General features: G+C 66.9%; 23 protein-coding genes. 14 read left to right on the top strand and 9 right to left on the bottom strand.

Annotated features, from left to right (window positions below):
• Positions 1–124: 124 nt before the first annotated feature.
• Positions 125–1612, bottom strand: a complete 1488-nt coding sequence (locus tag I8N54_RS11100; protein WP_140192502.1) for a DEAD/DEAH box helicase — start codon at positions 1610–1612, stop codon at positions 125–127.
• A 197-nt stretch (positions 1613–1809) separates the two neighbouring features.
• On the opposite strand from I8N54_RS11100, the gene I8N54_RS11095 reads away from it, so the two are divergent.
• The gene (locus tag I8N54_RS11095) at positions 1810–2235 is read left to right on the top strand and encodes an OsmC family protein (RefSeq protein ID WP_140192503.1); all 426 of its coding nucleotides are present in this window, start codon (positions 1810–1812) and stop codon (positions 2233–2235) included.
• Here the strand turns inward: I8N54_RS11095 and I8N54_RS11090 are convergent.
• The 3 genes from I8N54_RS11090 to I8N54_RS11080 are packed head-to-tail and all read right to left on the bottom strand — an operon-like array spanning position 2232 to position 5134.
• Entirely contained in the window at positions 2232–2843 is a 612-nt protein-coding gene (locus I8N54_RS11090) for an exopolysaccharide biosynthesis protein (RefSeq protein WP_140192504.1), read from the bottom strand. The two genes, I8N54_RS11095 and I8N54_RS11090, sit on opposite strands and share 4 nt — an antisense overlap.
• Positions 2844–2885: 42 nt before the next feature.
• Positions 2886–3536, bottom strand: coding sequence for a hypothetical protein (locus I8N54_RS11085; RefSeq protein ID WP_140192505.1), 651 nt, complete (start codon positions 3534–3536; stop codon positions 2886–2888).
• A 2-nt stretch (positions 3537–3538) separates the two neighbouring features.
• Positions 3539–5134 (bottom strand): peptide chain release factor 3, encoded by a 1596-nt coding sequence (locus I8N54_RS11080; RefSeq protein ID WP_140192506.1) that lies wholly within the window; start codon positions 5132–5134, stop codon positions 3539–3541.
• Positions 5135–5283: 149 nt separating this feature from the next.
• Between I8N54_RS11080 and I8N54_RS11075 the strand changes: the two genes are divergently transcribed.
• Both I8N54_RS11075 and I8N54_RS11070 read left to right on the top strand, forming a co-directional pair.
• Positions 5284–5874, top strand: coding sequence for a HupA family protein (locus I8N54_RS11075; RefSeq protein WP_140192507.1), 591 nt, complete (start codon positions 5284–5286; stop codon positions 5872–5874).
• A 210-nt stretch (positions 5875–6084) separates the two neighbouring features.
• Entirely contained in the window at positions 6085–6333 is a 249-nt protein-coding gene (locus I8N54_RS11070) for a hypothetical protein (protein WP_232790388.1), read from the top strand.
• An 81-nt stretch (positions 6334–6414) separates the two neighbouring features.
• Here I8N54_RS11070 and I8N54_RS11065 read toward each other — a convergent pair whose 3' ends face one another.
• A complete protein-coding gene (locus tag I8N54_RS11065; protein ID WP_140192509.1) occupies positions 6415–7425 on the bottom strand; it encodes a Hint domain-containing protein in 1011 nt (336 codons plus the stop codon).
• Positions 7426–7578: 153 nt separating this feature from the next.
• Here I8N54_RS11065 and I8N54_RS11060 point away from each other — a divergent pair, with 153 nt between their 5' ends.
• The 3 genes from I8N54_RS11060 to I8N54_RS11050 are packed head-to-tail and all read left to right on the top strand — an operon-like array spanning position 7579 to position 10616.
• On the top strand, positions 7579–8358 hold the full coding sequence (locus I8N54_RS11060; RefSeq protein ID WP_140192510.1) for an SDR family oxidoreductase: 780 nt from the start codon (positions 7579–7581) through the stop codon (positions 8356–8358).
• Positions 8358–9470, top strand: coding sequence for a hypothetical protein (locus tag I8N54_RS11055; protein WP_140192511.1), 1113 nt, complete (start codon positions 8358–8360; stop codon positions 9468–9470). The genes I8N54_RS11060 and I8N54_RS11055 overlap by 1 nt, the downstream gene beginning before the upstream one ends.
• 60 nt (positions 9471–9530) lie before the next feature.
• The gene (locus tag I8N54_RS11050; RefSeq protein ID WP_197097418.1) at positions 9531–10616 is read left to right on the top strand and encodes an ABC transporter ATP-binding protein; all 1086 of its coding nucleotides are present in this window, start codon (positions 9531–9533) and stop codon (positions 10614–10616) included.
• Positions 10617–10630: 14 nt separating this feature from the next.
• Here the strand turns inward: I8N54_RS11050 and I8N54_RS11045 are convergent, their stop codons facing one another.
• Positions 10631–10843, bottom strand: coding sequence for a hypothetical protein (locus tag I8N54_RS11045; protein WP_140192512.1), 213 nt, complete (start codon positions 10841–10843; stop codon positions 10631–10633).
• 129 nt (positions 10844–10972) lie between these two features.
• On the opposite strand from I8N54_RS11045, the gene I8N54_RS11040 reads away from it, so the two are divergent.
• Complete coding sequence (locus I8N54_RS11040; protein ID WP_140192513.1) at positions 10973–11251, top strand: DUF2312 domain-containing protein; 279 nt, start codon at positions 10973–10975, stop codon at positions 11249–11251.
• Between the two features lie 12 nt (positions 11252–11263).
• On the opposite strand, the gene I8N54_RS11035 is transcribed toward I8N54_RS11040, so the two are convergent.
• Both I8N54_RS11035 and I8N54_RS11030 read right to left on the bottom strand, forming a co-directional pair.
• Positions 11264–12436, bottom strand: a complete 1173-nt coding sequence (locus I8N54_RS11035) for a class I SAM-dependent methyltransferase (protein ID WP_140192514.1) — start codon at positions 12434–12436, stop codon at positions 11264–11266.
• A gap of 24 nt (positions 12437–12460) precedes the next feature.
• Positions 12461–13336, bottom strand: coding sequence for a hypothetical protein (locus I8N54_RS11030; RefSeq protein ID WP_140192515.1), 876 nt, complete (start codon positions 13334–13336; stop codon positions 12461–12463).
• Between the two features lie 81 nt (positions 13337–13417).
• Between I8N54_RS11030 and I8N54_RS11025 the strand changes: the two genes are divergently transcribed.
• Complete coding sequence (locus tag I8N54_RS11025) at positions 13418–15067, top strand: ABC transporter permease (protein WP_140192516.1); 1650 nt, start codon at positions 13418–13420, stop codon at positions 15065–15067.
• Between the two features lie 148 nt (positions 15068–15215).
• Here the strand turns inward: I8N54_RS11025 and I8N54_RS11020 are convergent, their stop codons facing one another.
• Entirely contained in the window at positions 15216–15530 is a 315-nt protein-coding gene (locus I8N54_RS11020; RefSeq protein WP_140192517.1) for a DUF1476 domain-containing protein, read from the bottom strand.
• A 203-nt stretch (positions 15531–15733) separates the two neighbouring features.
• On the opposite strand from I8N54_RS11020, the gene purC reads away from it, so the two are divergent.
• The 6 genes from purC to I8N54_RS10990 all read left to right on the top strand — a co-directional run bounded on the left by purC (position 15734) and on the right by I8N54_RS10990 (position 19091).
• Positions 15734–16495 (top strand): phosphoribosylaminoimidazolesuccinocarboxamide synthase, encoded by a 762-nt coding sequence (purC, locus tag I8N54_RS11015; RefSeq protein WP_140192518.1) that lies wholly within the window; start codon positions 15734–15736, stop codon positions 16493–16495.
• 53 nt (positions 16496–16548) lie between these two features.
• Positions 16549–16782: a phosphoribosylformylglycinamidine synthase subunit PurS gene (purS, locus tag I8N54_RS11010; RefSeq protein WP_140192519.1), complete on the top strand. Its 234-nt coding sequence runs from the start codon at positions 16549–16551 to the stop codon at positions 16780–16782.
• A gap of 69 nt (positions 16783–16851) precedes the next feature.
• Positions 16852–17889, top strand: coding sequence for a zinc-binding dehydrogenase (locus I8N54_RS11005; RefSeq protein WP_140192520.1), 1038 nt, complete (start codon positions 16852–16854; stop codon positions 17887–17889).
• 2 nt (positions 17890–17891) lie between these two features.
• Entirely contained in the window at positions 17892–18428 is a 537-nt protein-coding gene (locus tag I8N54_RS11000) for a 5' nucleotidase, NT5C type (RefSeq protein WP_140192521.1), read from the top strand.
• Between the two features lie 132 nt (positions 18429–18560).
• Positions 18561–18710: a hypothetical protein gene (locus I8N54_RS10995; protein ID WP_197097419.1), complete on the top strand. Its 150-nt coding sequence runs from the start codon at positions 18561–18563 to the stop codon at positions 18708–18710.
• Positions 18711–18728: 18 nt separating this feature from the next.
• Positions 18729–19091 carry a hypothetical protein gene (locus tag I8N54_RS10990; RefSeq protein WP_140192522.1) on the top strand — a complete coding sequence of 121 codons (363 nt, stop codon included), beginning with the start codon at positions 18729–18731 and terminating at the stop codon, positions 19089–19091.
• Positions 19092–19096 lie beyond the last annotated feature (5 nt).

The following is a 19096-nucleotide window of genomic DNA, read 5'->3' as shown; positions in this document are numbered from 1 at the left end:
AGTCGAGCGGATTCGATTTAATGTCGAAACGACTCGGCGACTTCCGGCTGAGCGTGGTCAATTGCCGCCGTCAGGCGAGATTTTCTGAAACAATCCTGACAATTCGGCGGCAGCGCGGCGGGCCTCAGCCCGCGCTGCGCTCCGCGAAGCTGAGGGTGATGAAGCGCGGCGCGTCGTCACCCATCCCGACCACGGGTTCGTCCTTGGACTCGTTGCGGCGGCCACCGCGCGAGCGGCTGCGCGACGAGGAGGAGGACGTCGCCTCAGGTGCCGATTCGGCTTGCTCGGGCTTGGTCTGCTCCGGCGTCGACGATTCGGTCTTTGCCTGCTCCGGCGTCGCCTCGGTGGCTTCGGGCGCATCCTGCGCTTCCGCCGGTTTGCGGCTCCGCGACGAAGACCGGCGCGAGCGCGGCTTGGGCGCATCGTCCGTGCTGGCCGCCGGCGCCTCTGCCGGGGCGGAGGACTTGATCGGGTTCTCCAGCCGCGGCACCTCGGTCTGGATCAGCCGCTCGATATCTTCGAGGTTCTTCTCGTCACGCGGCACGCAGATCATCATCGTGGTGCCCTTGCGACCGGCACGACCCGTGCGACCGATGCGGTGCACGTAATCCTCGGCATGAGAGGGCACGTCGTAATTGAAGACGTGGCTCACGTTCGGAATGTCGAGCCCGCGTGCGGCGACGTCGGAGGCCACGAGGAACCGCAAGGTCCCTTCGCGGAAGCCCTCGAGCGTCTTCATCCGCTGGCTCTGGTCCAGGTCGCCGTGAATCGGCGCGGCATCGTAGCCGTACTTCTTCATCGACTTGGCGACGACATCGACGTCGACCTTGCGGTTGCAGAAGATGATGCCGTTCCGGCACTCCGCGCCTTCCCGCTCGATCAGGCCGCGCAGGACCGCGCGCTTCTCGGACCCTTCGCGATCTTTACGCGACGGTTTGAACACCACAACACCCTGCGTGATCGTGTCCGAGGCGGTCGCCTGGCGGGCAACCTCGACGCGGACCGGGTTCGACAGGAACGTGTTGGTGATGCGCTCGATCTCCGGCGCCATGGTGGCGGAGAAGAACAGAGTCTGCCGGGTGAAGGGCGTCAGGCCGAAAATCCGCTCGATGTCGGGGATGAACCCCATGTCGAGCATCCGGTCGGCCTCATCGACGACCATGACCTTCACGTCCGTCAGGATCAGCTTGCCGCGCTCGAAATGGTCGAGCAGGCGGCCCGGCGTCGCGATCAGCACGTCGACGCCCTTGTCGATCAGCGCGTCCTGTTCCTTGAAGGAGACGCCGCCGATCAGCAGCGCCTTCGTCAGTTTGGTGTGCTTGGCATAGGTATCGAAGTTCTCGGCCACCTGCGCGGCAAGTTCCCGCGTCGGGGCGAGCACCAGAGACCGCGGCATGCGCGCGCGGGCGCGGCCACGATAAAGCTGGGAAATCATCGGCAGCGTGAAGCTGGCGGTTTTCCCGGTCCCGGTCTGGGCGATGCCGAGCACGTCCTTGCCTTCGAGGGCAGGGGGGATCGCACCGGCCTGGATCGGGGTGGGGGTCTCATAGCCTGCCTCTTCGACAGCCTTGAGCACTTTGGGATTTAGGTTCAGTTCGGAAAAAGTCGTCATCCGGGTCCTTCGCGAATGTCTGGCGGCTGTATGGCCGCTCAGTCTCGCGCGGCCCGCCCTGCGCCGAATTGCACGGGGCTCAACTGCGGACGGGACCTACGCCTGACGGACTTCTGCGTCAAGCATGACCGCAGGAGGGAACGACAACGACCCGCTTACGTTTCCCATCTGCATCAATCACCTGAAGGGAAGAAACCATGATCAAGAAATTCGGGACCGCGAACTGGCAGGGCGACCTCAAGACCGGCAAAGGCAAGATCTCGACGGAGACGAAGGTGCTCGATGCCGTGCCCTACGGCTTCAACACGCGCTTCGAAGGCCAGAAGGGCTCCAACCCCGAAGAGCTGATCGGTGCCGCGCACGCCTCGTGCTTCGCGATGGCGCTGAGCCTGAACCTCGGCGAGGCGGGCCTCACCGCAGACAACATCGACGCGAAGTCGACCGTATCGCTGGAAGAAGTCGACGGCGGCTTCGCCATCACCAAGGCGCACATCGAAGTCACGGCCTCCGTGCCGGGCGCTTCGGAAGAGCAGTTCACCAGCGCCGCCAATGCCACGAAGACGGGCTGCCCCGTCTCCAAGGTGTTGAACTGCGAGATCACGATGGATGCGAAACTGGCCTAAAGCCAGAAGATCGCGATCAACGGCGGCGGGAGCATTAGAACGTATCCCGCCGCCACCATCAGCCCGTCTCGGCTGACGACGCCAAGCGCGAGGCACACCAGCGGCAGTCCGAAGAACGGCGCGATTACGGGGATGAAGCCGAGGGTTACCATCCCGAGCCCCGAAGCCATCATGATGACGGCGATCAGCGTCAGCGACGTCCGCCCCTCCGCGAGCCAGCTCATCCGCACTTTCATCCGCCGCCGCAGCCATCGGGCGACGGGGCGAATCTTCTCCACCATCGAATGCAGGTGGTCCGAGCTGATTTCGCGATCGCGCACGAACTGCGGCAACCAGACGCCGTTGCGCCCTCGCAGAACCTGAAGACCGATCAGGATCTTGATCGTCCCGATGGCACCGCCGACACCGGGGATCATCCCCGTCGGCAACAGCAGCAACAGCGCCAGGATAAGCAGCAGTGGCCCGTAACTCTTCGCGCCGAGCGCCTCCACGATTTCACCGAAGGAGACGCAGTCCTTCGTCGCGACGAGATCGTCGAGATCGGTGAGGATACCTTCGACTTGGGCGGGGCCAGCGTCTGACGGCTGGATCGTGCTGCTCTGTGCCATGCCAGATAACGCCGCCCCCTCATGCGGGGTCCGCGCAAAACTTCAGACGAAGCGCTTCCAGTCGTTAACGGCGATAAACCGCTCCGCCAGCGCGCGCTCCGCGACGTGATCGTGCGGGTCCGTGCGCCGCTTGGGATCGTAGAAGGTCGGCGTCGCTTTCCAGTCGAACCCGAAGATCGCCACGTCGCGGCGACCGATCCGGTCGAGCAGCGCAAGCACCATGGTCCCCGTGGTGGGGCGCGCCTGCAGCCGCTCCATCAGCTCGATGGCGAGCGCCATCGGGTAGACCAGAACGTCGGCCTCGACCGGGTGCTCCGCCAGCCGGGGCAGGTACTTGTCGTGATAGGCAGTGAACAGCAGCGTCTGGAACGGCGGCGGATGATCAGCGTAATGCGCCATCGTGTGCCGGTCCGACGTGGCGAGAATATCCCACCGCGTACCCTGCGCCGCCGGGTCCGTCACCTGCGCGAGGTTGAAGCGGATCGTCGCGCGTCGGTCGATCTCTGCCCCGTGTTGCGCTTCCAGCAGGCTTTGCGCATTGCCGACCACCGAAAGCGCCGGTGGCAGGGCGGCGTCGATCGCTGCGAGCGCTGCCTCGGTCGCGGCCGGTCCGGGATCGGTGGAGGGCGAGGACCGCGCCAGCCGCGCGATCCGCCGCCGGTGCAGCCAGTGGCGCAGGCCGCCCCGGGCCATTCTCAGACCATCATTTCCTTGGTCGCCGACAGCGTCACGTCCGGGTAATCCCGCTCCACCCGGTCGATGTCCCATTGCAGGCGCGTGAGGTAGACCGTGTCGCCGTCGTGATCGGTTGCGATGTGCTGCTTGTTGGCGGCGGCGAACTTCTCCACCGCGTCCTTGCCACCATGCACCCAGCGGGCCGAGGTGAACTGCGACGCATCGAACCGGACGGGCAACCCGTATTCCAGCTCGATCCGGCTCGCCAATACCTCGAACTGCAGCGCGCCGACGACACCGACGACGTAGCCCGACCCGAAGGCCGGCTTGAAGACCTTGGCCGCGCCTTCCTCGGCGAACTGGAACAGCGCCTTCTCGAGGTGCTTGGCCTTCATCGGATCGCCCGCGCGCACACCCTGCAGAAGCTCCGGTGCGAAGGACGGGATGCCCGTCACCTTCAGCGCTTCGCCTTCGGTCAGCGTGTCGCCGATCCGCAGCTGGCCGTGGTTGGGGATGCCGATGATGTCGCCGGCCCAGGCCTCTTCCGCGAGCTCCCGGTCGGAGGCGAGGAACAGCACGGGGTTGGAGATCGCCATAGGCTTCTTCGTGCGCACGTGCGTCAGCTTCATCCCGCGTTCGAAATGGCCCGAGGACATCCGCACGAAGGCGACGCGGTCGCGGTGCTTGGGGTCCATGTTGGCCTGTACCTTGAAGACGAAGCCCGACACCTTCTTTTCCTCCGGCGCGATCTGGCGCGGCTCGGCGCTCGTCGGCTGCGGCTCGGGACCGAAGTTGCCGATCCCGTCCATCAGCTCCTTCACCCCGAAGGAGTTGATCGCGCTGCCGAACCAGATCGGCGTCATGGTGCCTTCGAGGAACGCCTTGGCGTCGAGCGGCGGCAGCAGCTCGCGCGCCATCTCGACCTCTTCGCGCAGCTTGTCGAGCAGGTGCGCCGGCACGTGCTCCGCCAGCTTCGGATCGTCGAGTCCGTTGATCTCGATGCTCTCGGCGACCTTGTTGCGGTCCGCCCGGTCCATCAGCTCCAGCCGGTCGCGCAGCAGGTCGTAGCAGCCGACGAAATCGCGGCCGATGCCGATCGGCCAGGACGCCGGCGTCACGTCGATCGCGAGGTTCTCCTGGATCTCGTCGATGATCTCGAAGACGTCGCGGCTTTCGCGGTCCATCTTGTTGCAGAAGGTGAGGATCGGCAGGTCGCGCAGGCGGCAGACCTCGAACAACTTCTGCGTCTGGCTCTCCACGCCCTTCGCGCCGTCGATCACCATGATCGCGGCATCGACGGCGGTCAGCGTCCGGTAGGTGTCCTCGGAAAAGTCGCTGTGGCCGGGCGTGTCGACGAGATTGAACCGGAAGTTCCGGTAATCGAACGACATCGCCGAGGCGGAAACCGAGATCCCCCGGTCCTTCTCCATCTGCATGAAGTCCGACCGCGTGCGCCGCGCCTCGCCCTTGGCGCGGACCTGGCCAGCCATCTGGATCGCGCCACCGAAGAGCAGGAACTTCTCGGTCAGCGTCGTCTTCCCGGCATCCGGGTGAGAGATGATCGCAAAGGTCCGGCGACGGGCGATCTCGGGGGGGAGGTCAGGGCGGTTCGACATGCCGCGCGCTTTATCCGCTGGCCGTCGACCCGGCAAGGGCGGCCTGCATGGGCGCTGCTTCGCGGCTGTTAACTATTTCCTTTGTCGGCCGCTGCGCCCGCTCTATGATCCAGTGCCTGACCACCTGATAACGGGAAGTTATTTCTGCCATGACATATGCATTTCGCTTCGCGGCGCTGGCCGCAACTGTCGCCCTCTCGGCCTGCAGCTCCGGCGGGGGCGGCGGCTCCTCGACGCCGGTCTCCTACGGGCCGTCGTTCCAGACCCTCAGCAACAGCTCCGGTACGCTTGCCCGCAACATCGTCGGCAGCGACGGCGTGCTGAACGTCACCCGGCCGAGCGCTCTGCCGACCGCCGGCAGCGCGACCTACAACGGCTTTGCCGCTGTCGGCGATCCGGCCAATCCGCAGGCCTTCGGCACCATGCAGCTTGGCGTCGACTTCGGCAGCAACCGGGTCGGCGGCTCGATCAACAACGTCGCCGACATCGAGCAGCGCTACTCCGGCTCGATCGCCCTCACCAACGGCGTGATCCGCCGCAACGCCGGCCTGAACCCGGCGTTCAACCTCGACGTCAACGGCACGATCGTGGGTGAGGATTCGACCCGCGTCCGCATCAACGGCGATGCCGACGGCGTCTTCGCCAACGGCGGCAAGAGCGTCGCCGCCACCGGCGACGTCAGCGTCGGCGCAAACGGCACGAGCGTGCGTCGCGACATCAACCTCTACGGCGCCCGCTAAGCCGGCGCTCCCGCGCATCCGCCCCGGCGGGTGCGCGTCCGGCGGCCGCGAACGGTTGATTACACAACCATAACGCGCACCTTCGCCACAATTCCAACCCATTGCTGACATCCCGCCGTGCTTTTTGGACCCATGTCAGCAAAGCCCCTCATAATTCTGGCATTCCTCGCCCTTGCCTCCTGCGGAACCGTGGGAGCCGACGTGGAGGTCGTGAACCGCACCATTGATCCCGACGGCCTTTCGGGTCGGCTCGCTCATCGCCCCAACACGACCCTGCTCGACAGCGCCGACGCCGGCGCTTCCGGGCTTGGCTTCGTGACGGGCTATGACCGGGCCCGGCTCGCCGAGGCCTACGTCGCCGCCAACCTGTCGACCATGACGGCCGACGGCGCTGGATCGCCCCCGGCGACCGCAACCGGTGATACCCCGAACGGCAGCCTGCGTTTCGACGCGGACTGACCGGCCCGAGGCCCGGAAGCGATCAAAAGTGTGGGTCTTGCCTGTAACCGGCCCCTGCTGGGGGCCGGGCGGCCGACCTCGTCAGCTGGAGGATGCCCTGCGCAGCAGGTCCACCGCGTCCGGCTTGGACAGGAGTGTCTCCTGCACTTCGTAGTCGAGGTGATGGCGATGCGCGTGACCCGACAATGCCTCACCCAGACGGCGGCTCACCGCCTCCGGGACGGCACCGCGCGTGCGCTGGTCGACCATCATGCTCTCCGCCGCGATGCCTTCGGCATAGATGATCTGGTGATCGTCGAAGAGCAGCTGGAAGTAATCCACGAACCCGCCGTCCTGCTGGTAGACCGAGTCGCCGTTGATCAGGTGGCGCACCTTGACCAGCACCTCGGCCCGGCCGGCGCCCAGACGGTCGCGCCGCTGGTAGACGAAGATCCGGTGATCGGGCGAGACGATCAGGTCGTTCTCGTTGTGCAGCGTGCCCTCGCGGATCACCACAGGCGCGAAGGAGCCGACGGCGCGCAGGGTGTTCTGTCCGATCCAGCGGATCTGCTGCGGGCCGTCGTCGCGGGTCAGGACCTTGTCCCCGACCTCCAGCAGCTCGATCGGACGCTGTTCGCCGTTGGCCATCGTGATCCGGGTGCCGCGCGTGAAGGACACGCAGGCGACCTCGGCGAAGCGGGTCGAGGCGGTCTTCCGGTCGAGGCCGACGAGACGGTAGTCGACCTTCGGCTGCAGCGTGGCCAGCGGCAGCAGGTAGACGCCCGCCGCCGTGTCATCCTCAACCTCCACGAGGATGAGCGCCTCGTAGGTCGATCCGTCCGGCACCATCAGCGTGATGCAGCAATCCATGTGGACGAGGTTGCCCGGCGTGCCGACTTCCGATCCGTCCGCCACGGTCAGCACTTGGTCCGATCCGAAGGCCACCGTCAGCCGCTTGCGCGATGCGCGGGGCGACAGGCCATAGATATCGTCCATCACCAGTTCGTCGGCGAAGGAAATCGGATCGTTCTCGGCGACGCCGGAGACGACCACGAAATCCCGGTCCGGGAAAACGGGCAGTGTCTGGACAGCGCGAAGGTCGGTATTGGTCATTGGTCCGTTCGACGGATAGCGAGGGATTGGTCAACCATCAGGTACCGTAGAATTGCGGCGATACTTGGTCAACGATCTGGAGAAGCCTCTCGCATTGTTGCACAGGACGCCTGACAAGTGCCTAACGGTGCGGGACAAAGAAGGAGACATTCGATGGATTACGGAATTCGCGGTAAGCGCGCACTGGTCTGCGCCTCGTCCAAGGGACTCGGCCGTGGCTGCGCCTTCGCGCTGGCCGAAGCCGGCGTCGACCTCGTGCTGAACGCCCGGGGCGCCGAGGCGCTCGAGGCGACGGCGGAGGAGATCCGCAACACGTTCGGCGTCAACGTCGTCACCGTGGCGACCGACGTCACCACGGCGGAGGGGCAGTCCGAGGTGCTGAAGGCCGCCGACTCACCCGACATCCTCGTCACCAACGCCGGCGGCCCGCCCCCCGGTGTCTGGTCCGACTGGGACCGCGAGGACTTCATCAAGGCGCTCGATTCCAACATGCTGACGCCGATCGCGCTGATGAAGGCCTGCCTGCCGGCGATGATGGAGCGCGGCTGGGGCAGGGTGGTCAATATCACCTCGCAATCGGTGAAGGCCCCGATCGCGCAACTCGGCCTGTCGAACGCGGCCCGCACGGGCCTCACCGGCTACGTTGCCGGCACGTCGCGGCAGGTGGCCGAGAAAGGTGTCACCATCAACAACCTGCTCCCCGGCATCCATGCCACCGACCGCGCCGTCAGCCTCGACACCGCGGTCTCGGAATCGCAGTCGATCTCGATGGACGAGGCGCGCGAGAAGCGGCAGGCCACGATCCCGACGCGCACCTACGGCGATCCGCTCGACTTCGGCGCGGCCTGCGCCTTCCTCTGCTCGGACCAGGCGAAGTTCATCGTGGGCCAGAACCTCCTGCTCGACGGCGGCGCGACGCTCGCGACGATCTGATGGCCGAACCGTTCAGCCTCCGCGACCATTTGTTCAACGAGACACGTGTCCGGAGGCTGGCGTCGCTTTTCGGACCCGCGTTCGACAGCGAGGGCTTCGTCCGCGAAACCGTCGCGGATTTCCCCGACCTCCAGCTCAAGCAGCGGATCGCCCGCCTTGCGGACGGGCTGGAGGTGCGGCTGCCGCAGGACTTCCCCGCGATGGCGGAGCGTATCCGCGACGCCCTGCCTCCGCCGCTCGACCCGACCCGGACGGACGACGACTTCGGCGAATTCATCCACGCCCCCTTCGGCGTCCTGATCGAGCGTCACGGGATGCAGCATCCCGACCTCGCGCTCGACCTGCTGGAAGAGGTGACACAGCGCTTCAGCATGGAATTCGCCATCCGTCCGTTTCTGAACAGGTGGCCGGAAGAGACGCTTTCGCGCATGGAAACATGGGCGTCGCATCCGAACTACCATGTCCGTCGCCTCGTCAGTGAAGGCACGCGGCCCCGTTTGCCGTGGGGGAGCAAGATCGACATTGATCCTCTGCGCCCGCTTCCGCTGCTCGACCGGCTCCATGCCGACCCGACGCGCTACGTGACCCGCTCGGTGGCCAACCACCTGAACGACATCACCCGCCGTCACCCGGAGTCCGTTATCGGACGCCTGTCCGATTGGGCCGCCGAGGGCCGTCAGGATCAGGCGGAGCTGCGCTGGATGACCGCCCACGCGTTGCGCGGACTGGTGAAGGCAGGTCATCCCGGCGCGATTGCTCTGCTCGGCTACCGCACTGACGCTGACGTGACGCTTTCGGACCTCACCCTCACGCCAGAGGAGGTGCGGATCGGCGAGACTGCAGAGATCGCTTTCACCTTGACCGCGACGGGCGAGGAGCCGGTGATCGTCGACTACAAGTTCGACTTCCTGACACCGTCGGGCCGCGTATCTCCCCGGCATTTCAAACTGATACAAACCAGTCTTCAGCCCGGAAAACCCAGGCGCCTCGCCAAGCGGCACCGTTTCAAGGGCGGTGCGACGACCTTCACGCTCTGTCCCGGCGCGCAGCGTCTGCGCATCCTCGTCAACGGGCGAGAGCTCGGCACGGCCATCCTCACGCTGACCTTGTAGACCTCCGGCGGCTTCTGTATTCGGCCCCGAAGCCCGAGAGAATTCGTCGGACATACCCGAGTGCCAGAGACGCCCCGCCTGGAAATCACCAACCTGACCCGCCGTTTCGGCGGCCGCACGGTCGTGGAAGACGTCTCGCTCTCGGTGATGCCGGGGCAGGTAACCTGCCTGCTGGGGCCATCGGGCTGCGGCAAGTCGACGACTCTGCGCCTGATCGCCGGGGTCGATACGCCGGATGCGGGATCGATCTCGGTCGATGGCCGCACGGTGTGCGACGACACCAGCCGCGTGCCGCCGGAATCGCGCTCCATCGGTCTGATGTTCCAGGATTTCGCGCTGTTTCCGCATCTCGACGTCGCGCGCAACGTCGCCTTCGGCCTCTCCGGGCCCAAGGCCGAGATCCGGGCCCGCGTCCGCGCCATGCTCGACCGGGTCGGCATGGGGCGCTATGAGAAAGCCTTCCCCCACGAGCTGTCGGGTGGCGAGCAGCAGCGCGTCGCGCTCGCCCGCGCGCTGGCGCCCAAGCCGCGCGTCATGCTGATGGACGAACCCTTCTCCGGCCTCGACGACCGCCTGCGCGACGGCATCCGGGACGAGACGCTCGACCTCCTCAAGGAAGAGGGGGCCGCCGTCCTGCTGGTGACCCACGAACCCGCCGAGGCGATGCGCATGGCTGACGAGATCGCACTGATGCGCGACGGCCGGATCGTCCAGCGCGGCGCGCCCTACAACATCTACAACGCCCCGCACGACCTTGAAGCGGCGGCGTTTTTCTCTGACGTCAACGTCGTGAAGGGCACCGTTCGCGGCGCTCTGACGGAAACGCCCTTTGGCGCTTTCCTCGCCCCCGGACTGGCTGACGGAACGGAAGTCGACATCGTCTTCCGGCCACAGCACGTGCGGATCGACTTCGACCGCGCCGGCCGTGGCCCGAACCCGACGCCCGAGCAGGGCAACGCCGCGCGCGGCGTGGTCACCCGGGCCCGCTTCATGGGGGCCGAAAGCCTCGTGGAATTCCGCATGGATTTCGACGGATCGGTGCTGAAGGCGCAGGTGCCGTCGGTCTTCCTGCCGCGCCCGGGCATGCCGCTCTGGCTGATGGTGCGCCGCGACCGCTGCTTCGTCTTCCCGTCAGGCGTCCATTAGCGGACAGGCATCCGTCAGAGGATGATCCCGACGATCACGCACATCAGTCCGATAACGGACAGAAACAGCGCGCCGAGGTTCAGCGGCAGGATACCCTGGATCTTCGCCCTGAGTTCCGCATCGTCGGTGGTGGAGCGCCGGGCGCGGGCCACCATCACGATGCTGACGCCGATCCCCGCGATGCCGAGCGCCGAGATCACCGCGCCGATCCAGATGAGCCAGTCCATCAGAGTTCCCCGTATCCTGTCGGATGGCCCCTAGCGCAGGGTCGCCCATCGTGCAATGGCGGGCCTTGCGAGAGGACCCGGGGGACGCTAGCAAGACACCCCATCAGCCCAAGAGAGCAGAGCAGACACATGTCCGATACCTCCGTCGTCGACGACAACGCCACTCCCGACAGCTATCGCGTCACGGCCGACGAGCTGCGCCAGTTCATCGAGCGGTTCGAGCGGCTCGAGGCCGAGAAGAAGGACATCGCCGACCAGCAGAAAGAGGTCATGGCAGAGGCAAAGGGCCGCGGCTACGACACCAAGGTGATGCGCAAGGTCATCGCGCTGCGCAAGCGCGAGCCCGACGACATAGCCGAGGAAGAAGCGGTTCTCGACATGTACAAGTCCGCGCTCGGCATGGGCTGATCCGCCGGGGCGTCAGCCCCGCGGCGGAAGCGAGGAATAGCGCAGCAGGTTCCAGCCGGTGAAGGCGTCGTGGACCTGCCGCCATCCCTCCGACCCCGCTCCGGCGATGTGCCCCACGGTGGAGCGCCCGTCGATCTTCTCGATCAGCCGTGCGGTTTCCGACGCCAGTTCGATCTCCGCCGGGTGACCGGCACTTCTGAACGACAGCCGTCCTTTCGTCGCGATCTCCCGCGCGATCCGCGCCGCCGGTCCGGCGAGGTGCGGGACGAGGTCATCCTCCGGGACGGGCAGGGCGCGTGCCTCCGCCTCGGGGACGGCATAGCCGATATGGACCTTGATCGTCCCGTCGAGCTGCTCCGCCGTCGCCATCGCCTCCCACGGAGACAGCCCCGCGCCGACGCCGAACCGCCCCGGATCGTAGAGCCGCGCGGGAATGAAGGAGGCCAGCGCCAGACCGGCCGCCGTCAACGTTTCCGACAGCTCCATCACGCGGAAGGCCCGGTCCTGTCCGTGCAGCAGCAGGTCGTAGAATCCCGCATCCCCCCGCCGGTGATCGCCGAGGTTCGGGTTGCGCAGGAAGGGATGGCCCGCGGGCAGCCGCGCCAGCAGGGCCTTCGCTTCGGACAGACGCTCGGTTTCGGACAGGTGTCCGAACAGTCGGTTGAAGGCCGCCTGAAGCGGGTAGACCCCGCTCCGCCCGAGCGGCGCGTAGACCATGAAGCCGATGCCGCCGCCCGGCGCGAGCGCGGCGCGCAGCGCGGCAAAGCCGGCCGCCGGATCGGGAAGGTGATGCAGGACGCCGCAGCAGTCGATGTAGTCAAACGCCCCGAGTGTCGCCGCGTCCAGCAAGGACCCGGACAGGAAGCGGATACCGGACAGCTGCCGCGCTTCGGCGCGCGCCTCCGCCACCCGCCGCGACGCCTCGGACAGGTCGATGTAGGTGATCTCCGCCTCCACACCGGCCCAGGCCAGTTTCTGCGCCAACTGGATCAGCCCGTCGCCCGTGCCGCCCCCCGCGACCAGCGCATGGAAGGGCCGCGACCAGTCGCGCCGCCCGCCGAAGAGGTAGTGGTCGATCTCCAGCGGATCGGAGGGTGAGCCGGTGACGAGCCGCTTCGCCTCGTCCGCGGGGTCGCGTTCGGGGTAAGGGAAGGCCTCGTACTGCGACCGGACCTGGTCGCTCACCGCAAGCTGCTCATGTCGCGTGCCTCATGGCGAGATGAAGGTGACGCCCGGCATGCGCTCGATCTCGTAGACGTCTTCCTCGTAGGCCTCGGTCAGATCGTCGACCATCTCGTCGGTCCAGCCGGGAAGGTCGACTTCCTGCTCGATCTCTTCCTCGATGGCATACTTGTCGAGGAACGCGGCGATGATCCGGCGCTTCTGCACCTCGGTCTGCGGCGGGTGCGTCTTGATGTAGGCGAGAAAGCGGCGCATCCCCTCGGGGCTCATGATCGCGTTCAGCAGGTCGAACCCGCCGGAGATCCGGGTCAGCGGATCGACGCCCGAGATCTCGCGGATCAGCTGCGACCAGATCAGCGGCGTATCCTCGTTGCACCAGACGATGATCGAGGCATTCGGCGCGGCGATCTGGATGCGCTCGATCACGTCGGACCAGCGGACATCGTAGGGGTCCATGCCGTGCAGGTACTGGTCGAGAGAGTCGCTCTTCGACTCGGCGAAGGCGGCGGGGATGAAGGTCGCCGGATTGCGCAGGCCGAGGAACAGCTCGATGTCGTCCTCGGGAAAGAGGTTCGCAAGCGAGCCGATCTTGAACTCGGCGAGGTCGTAGAACTTGCCGTTCTCGAAGACCCGGTTGGAGACGCAGATGAACTCCGCATGGCTCAGCACGAGGCGGCCGGCGCTCTCGTCGTCGAGGATCGCGTCGATCAGGATATCGCGGCTGTCGGGCCCGGGTTCGCGCCCGTCGAGGTTCTGCACCGTCTCGCGCAGCAGGCGGCGGTACTTGCCGGGGCCGGGGACGCGGATGCCCTGTTCGGCGAAGACGTCCGAGTTCTTCAACAGCGACTTCAGAAGGCGTTCGCCATCCGTGCAATTGGCCCCGATGTGATAGACGATCTCCATTGCGTCAGAACCCTTTAACCTGTCCCGGACTGTAGGGGGCGTTCGGTGGACACGCAAACCGCTTTCGGCTAACGGCTGTCCATGTCCGAGGGAATTCGTCAGCCATTGCAGCGCCGCCGCCTGCGCATCGACCCGTGGTCCGTCGGGGCCGGGCTGATCGCGGCCTTCGTGCTGATGCCGATCGTCGCGGTGCTCTGGTTCGCGCTGCACCCCGAAGAGAACATCTGGCCGCATCTCGTCTCCACCACGCTGCCGCGCTACCTCGGCAATACGGCGGTGCTGATGCTTGCGGTCGGCGCGGTGACGGCGGCGGTCGGCACCGGCTCGGCGTGGATCGTGGTGATGTACCGCTTCCCCGGCCGCCGCTGGCTGCAATGGGCGCTGCTCACCCCGCTCGCGGTGCCGGCCTATGTCGGCGCCTATGCGCTGGTCGATTTCCTCGAATATGCCGGCCCGGTGCAGACCGCCCTGCGCGGCATGATGGGATGGGAAAGCGCGCGCGACTACTGGTTCCCCGACATCCGCACCCGTGGCGCGGCGATCGTCGTGCTGAGCGCGGCGCTGTTTCCCTACGTATACGTCCTGTCCCGCGCTGCCCTGCGCGAGCAGTCGGCCAACGGGTTCGAAGTGGCGCGCGCGCTCGGCGCGGGGCCGCTCGGCCGGTTCTTCCGGGTCGGCCTGCCGCTGATGCGTCCGGCCATGGCGGCGGGTGTGGCGGTCGTGATGATGGAGACCGTGAACGACTTCGGGACCGTCGATTACTTCGCGGTGCAGACCCTGACGACCGGCATATTCTCGGTCTGGCTGCAGTCGGGCAACCTCGGCGGTGCGGCGCAGATCGCGACGCTGTCGCTGTCGATGATCGTGCTGCTGGTGCTGGCCGAGAAGCTGAGCCGCCGCAAGAGCCGGGTGTTCCAAACCGCCCGCCAGAGCCGCCCGATCGAGGCGGAGCCGCTGTCGCGCGGCTGGGCCTGGCTTGCCACGGCGGCCTGCCTGCTGCCGGTGCTGATCGGCTTCGTGCTGCCGGTCGCGGTCATCACGAGCCACGCGCTCAACGCGCAGGAATGGCTCGCGCCGGGGCTGGCGCGGGCGCTCTGGCACACGCTGTCGACGGGCGGCATCGCGGCGGTGGTCTGCGTGGCGGGCGGGCTCTTCATGGTCTATGGCGTGCGGCTGTCGGGTCGCCGCCTGCCGGTGCTGCTGATGCCGGTGACGGCGATCGGCTACGCTGCGCCGGGGGCGGTGCTGGCGCTCGGCATCCTGGTGCCGCTGGCCCGGCTCGACAACTGGGCGGCGGATCAGTGGCTGGCGCTGACCGGCACCGATCCTGGGCTGGTTCTGACCGGCACGGCGACGGCACTCGTCATCGCCTATGTGGCGCGGTTCTTCGCGATCGCGCAGGGCACCGCCGATGCCGCGATGGGGCGCATCTCTCCTAGCCTGCCGATGGCGGCGCGCTCGCTCGGCCGCACGGCGGGCGGCACGCTCGGCGCGGTGCACATGCCGCTGGTGCGCGCCTCGGTCGGCTCGGCGCTGCTGCTGGTGTTCGTCGATTGCGTGAAGGAGCTGCCCGCCACCCTGCTGCTGCGCCCCTTCAACTACGAGACGCTGGCGACGCGGGTCCACGACAAGGCCAGCCTCGAGAAGATCACCGAAGTGGCGCCGGCGGCGCTGATGATCACCGCTGTCGGCCTCCTCGCAGTGACGCTGATGGCCCGGGCGAACCGCTGACGGGCCTTCTTCGGGCCTCAAATATTCTCGGGGGTGAATTGGGCCGCAGGCCCAAGAGGGGGCAGACAGCCCCCTGACGCCGCCCGCCCCGGAAGGGCGGGCTCAGGGCAGCGCGCTGAAGGCGCCCCGCTGGATCAGTCCTGCCGGATCAGACCTCTTTCAGAAGCTGCGCCTTCGCCTCGGCGAGTTTTTCGGCCATCTTGGTGCGGATTTCGGTCTCGGATGCCTTGTTGCCGAGGTCGCCGGCCAGCTTGCGGTAGACATCCTCGTCGCCCGCTTCCTCGAAGTCGGACTTCACGACCTCGAGCGCGTAGGCATTGGCGTCGTCGCCGCTCTTGCCCAGCAGTTCAGCGGCCCAGAGGCCGACCAGCTTGTTGCGGCGGGCTTCCGCCTTGAACTGCATCTCGGCGTCGTGGGCGAACTTGTTCTCGAAGGCGTTCTCGCGGTCGTCGAAAGTGCTCATGGAGCCTGTCCTCTGGCTTGGTGTTCGTCGGGGGCAGATATGCCCTTGCCACGCCTGTGGGGCAAGGCCGGGCTTGACCTTTCGCTGTCATGTTTCGGTGTCGGCGCGGCTTGCGAGCGGCGTCGCCTTGCCCTAAGACGCCCCCACTCCCGCCCGCCGGAGCACGGTCGGGCGGGACCCAGCCAGTTGTCCGAGGTATTTGCATGGCACGCCGCAAGAAAATCTACGAAGGCAAGGCCAAGATCCTGTACGAAGGGCCCGAACCGGGCACACTCGTCCAGTACTTCAAGGATGACGCGACCGCCTTCAACGCCGAGAAGAAGGCCGTGATCGAGGGCAAGGGCGTGCTGAACAACCGCCTCAGCGAGTTCTTCATGACCGGGCTGAGCGCCGTCGGCATCCCGACGCACTTCATCCGTCGCCTGAACATGCGCGAGCAGCTGATCCGCCAGGTGGAGATCATTCCGCTCGAAGTCATCGTGCGCAACATCGCCGCCGGCTCGATGGCCAAGCGCCTCGGCATGGAAGAGGGCACGCCGCTGCCGCGCCCGATCATCGAGTTTTCCTACAAGGACGACAAGCTCGGCGATCCGATGGTGCCCGAGGAATACATCATCGCCTTCGGCTGGGCGAGCCAGCAGGACCTCGACGACATCGTCGCGCTCGCGCTGCGGGTGAACGACTACATGTCGGGCGTCATGTACGGCGTGAACATCCGCCTCGTCGATTTCAAGATCGAGATCGGCCGGGTTTGGGACGGCGATTTCCAGCGGCTCGTCGTGGCCGACGAGATTTCGCCCGACAGCTGCCGGCTGTGGGACATGGAAACGGGCGACAAGCTCGACAAGGACGTGTTCCGCCGCGATCTCGGCAACCTGACGGACGCCTATACCGAAGTGGCGCGCCGCCTCGGCGTGATGCCGTCGAACGCGACGCACATGCCGAAGCCGACACTGATCAATTGAAAGCGCAACGGGGCGGTGCCCCGGCTGCGACTAGTCTGGACGGGGAGGCGCGGATGAAGGCGCGAGTTCACGTGATGCTCAAGGACGGGGTTCTCGACCCGCAGGGAGAGGCCGTGCGCCACGCGCTCGGCGCGCTCGGTTTCGGTGGCGTCGAAGGCGTGCGGCAGGGCAAGGTGATCGAGCTCGACCTCGCCGACGGCACGACCGAGGCGCAGGTCGGCGAGATGTGCGAGAAACTGCTCGCCAACACCGTGATCGAAAGCTACCGCATCGAGCTGCCCGCCTGAGGGCGGGCCGCCCGTATGACGGTTTCGCGGGCATCCCGCCCGCTCTGACGAAGAGGGGGAGGGGACCCGATGCGCGCTGCGATCCTGAAGGCCTATAACGAACCGCTGAAGATCGAAGACCGGCCGGACCCGACCTGTCCGGAGGACGGTGTCGTCCTCAAGGTACTGGCCTGCGGCGTCTGCCGCAGCGACTGGCACGCCTGGACCGGGGAGCATCCGCGCGTGAAGCCCGGCGCCATCGGCGGTCACGAGTTCTGCGGTGAAGTCGTCGCCGCCGGACCGCGCTCGGCCTGGAAGATCGGCGACGTGCTGGTCGCGCCGTTCCTGCTGAGCTGCGGCCATTGTTCCGCCTGCCGTGCGGGCGTCGAACATACCTGCCCGGACATGATCTATCCCGGTCTCGGCACAGACGGCGCTTTCGCCGAGTATGTCGCGGTTCCGCGCGATCACAACCTGTCGCGCCTGCCGGACATCCTCGACCCCGTGACCGCCGCCGGTCTCGGCTGCCGGGTGATGACCGCGTGGCACGGGCTGACCGACCGCGCCGCCCTGAAGCCGGGCGAGTGGCTGGCCGTCCACGGCACCGGCGGCGTCGGCTTCGCCGCGCTGCTGCTCGGCCGGGCCATGGGCGCACGCGTCGTCGCCATCGACGTCGTGCAGGAGAAGCTCGACCACGCGCTCGCCCACGGGGCAGAGGCGGCGGTCAACGCCAAGGACCCCGACGCGACCGACAAGATCCGCGAGATCACCGGCGGCGGGGCGCATGTGTCGATCGAGGCGGTCGGGATCGAGCCGACGCTCAACGGCTCCATCGCCTGCCTGCGCCCGCTCGGGCGGCACGTGCAGTGCGGCATGCCGATCGGCCACACGGCGCGGATGGAGATCGACCTGAACGGCGTCTTCATGAAGAACCTCGCGCTCTACGGCTCCAAGGGCATGCCGGCGCACCGCTATCCCGAGCTGTTCAGCCTGATCGCCGGCGGCTCGGTCGACCTGTCGGTGATGATCGGGCGCAGGATCGGTCTGTCGCAGGTCTCTGACGAGCTTGCCGCGATGAACGGGCCGACGCCGCCGGGCGTGGCCGTCGTAACCGACATGGAGCGCTGAAGATGCGTATCGCGATCGACATGGACGAAGTGCTTGCCGATTCCAACGCGGCCAAGCTCGCGCTCTACCGCGACCACTTTGGCTATAACTGGAGCGACGATGAGATGGCGGGCCGCCCGCTGCACGAACTCGCCGCGCCCGAACATGCCGACGCGGTCGAGGCGATCCAGCAGGAAGGCAGCTTCTTCGCCGACCTGCCCGTGATGGCGGGCGCGCAGGCGGCCCTCGAGGGGCTGGTGGCACGGCACGAGGTCTTCGTCGCCTCTGCCGCGATGGAGTACCCGGCCTCCGTCGGTCACAAGGTGCGCTGGATGCAGCGGCACTTCCCGATGGTGCCGGAGCTGAACATCATCCTGCTCGGCCACAAGTTCGTCCTCGCCGTCGACGCGCTGATCGACGACAGCCTGCGGCACTTCTCGCTGCTCGAGGGCAGGGGCCTGCTGTTCGACGCGCCCCACAACGCCGGTGTGCCGTGGCCGCACCGGCTGAACGGTTGGTCGGGCGGAGCCGACGCGGTGGACGAGTTGCTCGGCCTTTGAATTCTCGGGGTCATTCCGGAAACAATATTGCTGTTCCGGACTGATTGGCTACAAAGTTACGGAGCGTTTTGAAACGTTTGGCGGCGCCGGAGGCCCGCGACTTCCCGATTGTCGTTCAGGAAATTGTCAGACTTGGATCGTAATTTCATCGCGTCGCGCGGCGGCTTGTCGGGCCGTCTCGCGCGCCTCGACTGGCGCCAGCGCTGTCGTATCATTGTCTTCTGCTTCCCCGTGCTCTGCCTCGCCGCGGCGCTCCTGCTGGCGTGCGAGGCGCTTCTCTAACAGATCCGCTCGGTCCCGGTGGAGGGCGAGGTCGTCGAACTCTACCAGCGGCCGGGCGAGACGCTGATGGATCGCGGCCGGATCAACTACGAACCGGTTGTCGCCTACTTCCTCGACGGGCGGGAGCGGCGGGCGAGTGTCGGTTCGGGGCACACCAGCTTCAACATCCCCGTCGGCGAGTCGGCCCGCGTCCGCGCGCTGCCCGGCGGCACCGGCAATGTCCGCATGGACAGCGCGGCAGGCATGTGGTTCGTGCCCGCCGTCATCGGCCTCCTCGGGCTCGTCACGCTGGCGCTTGCCGCGCTGCTCTGGGCCGGGATCGACAGGCTGCTCAGGCGGCGTGCCCTTGGGCATGGAAAGTCCCCGGCCGACGAGCTATGAGGCGC

The sequence above is a fragment of the Pelagovum pacificum genome, assembly GCF_016134045.1.
Taxonomy (GTDB): domain Bacteria; phylum Pseudomonadota; class Alphaproteobacteria; order Rhodobacterales; family Rhodobacteraceae; genus Oceanicola; species Oceanicola pacificus_A.
The sequence above is the reverse complement of the archived record's forward strand: the minus strand, read 5'-3'. Positions and strand labels throughout refer to the sequence as shown.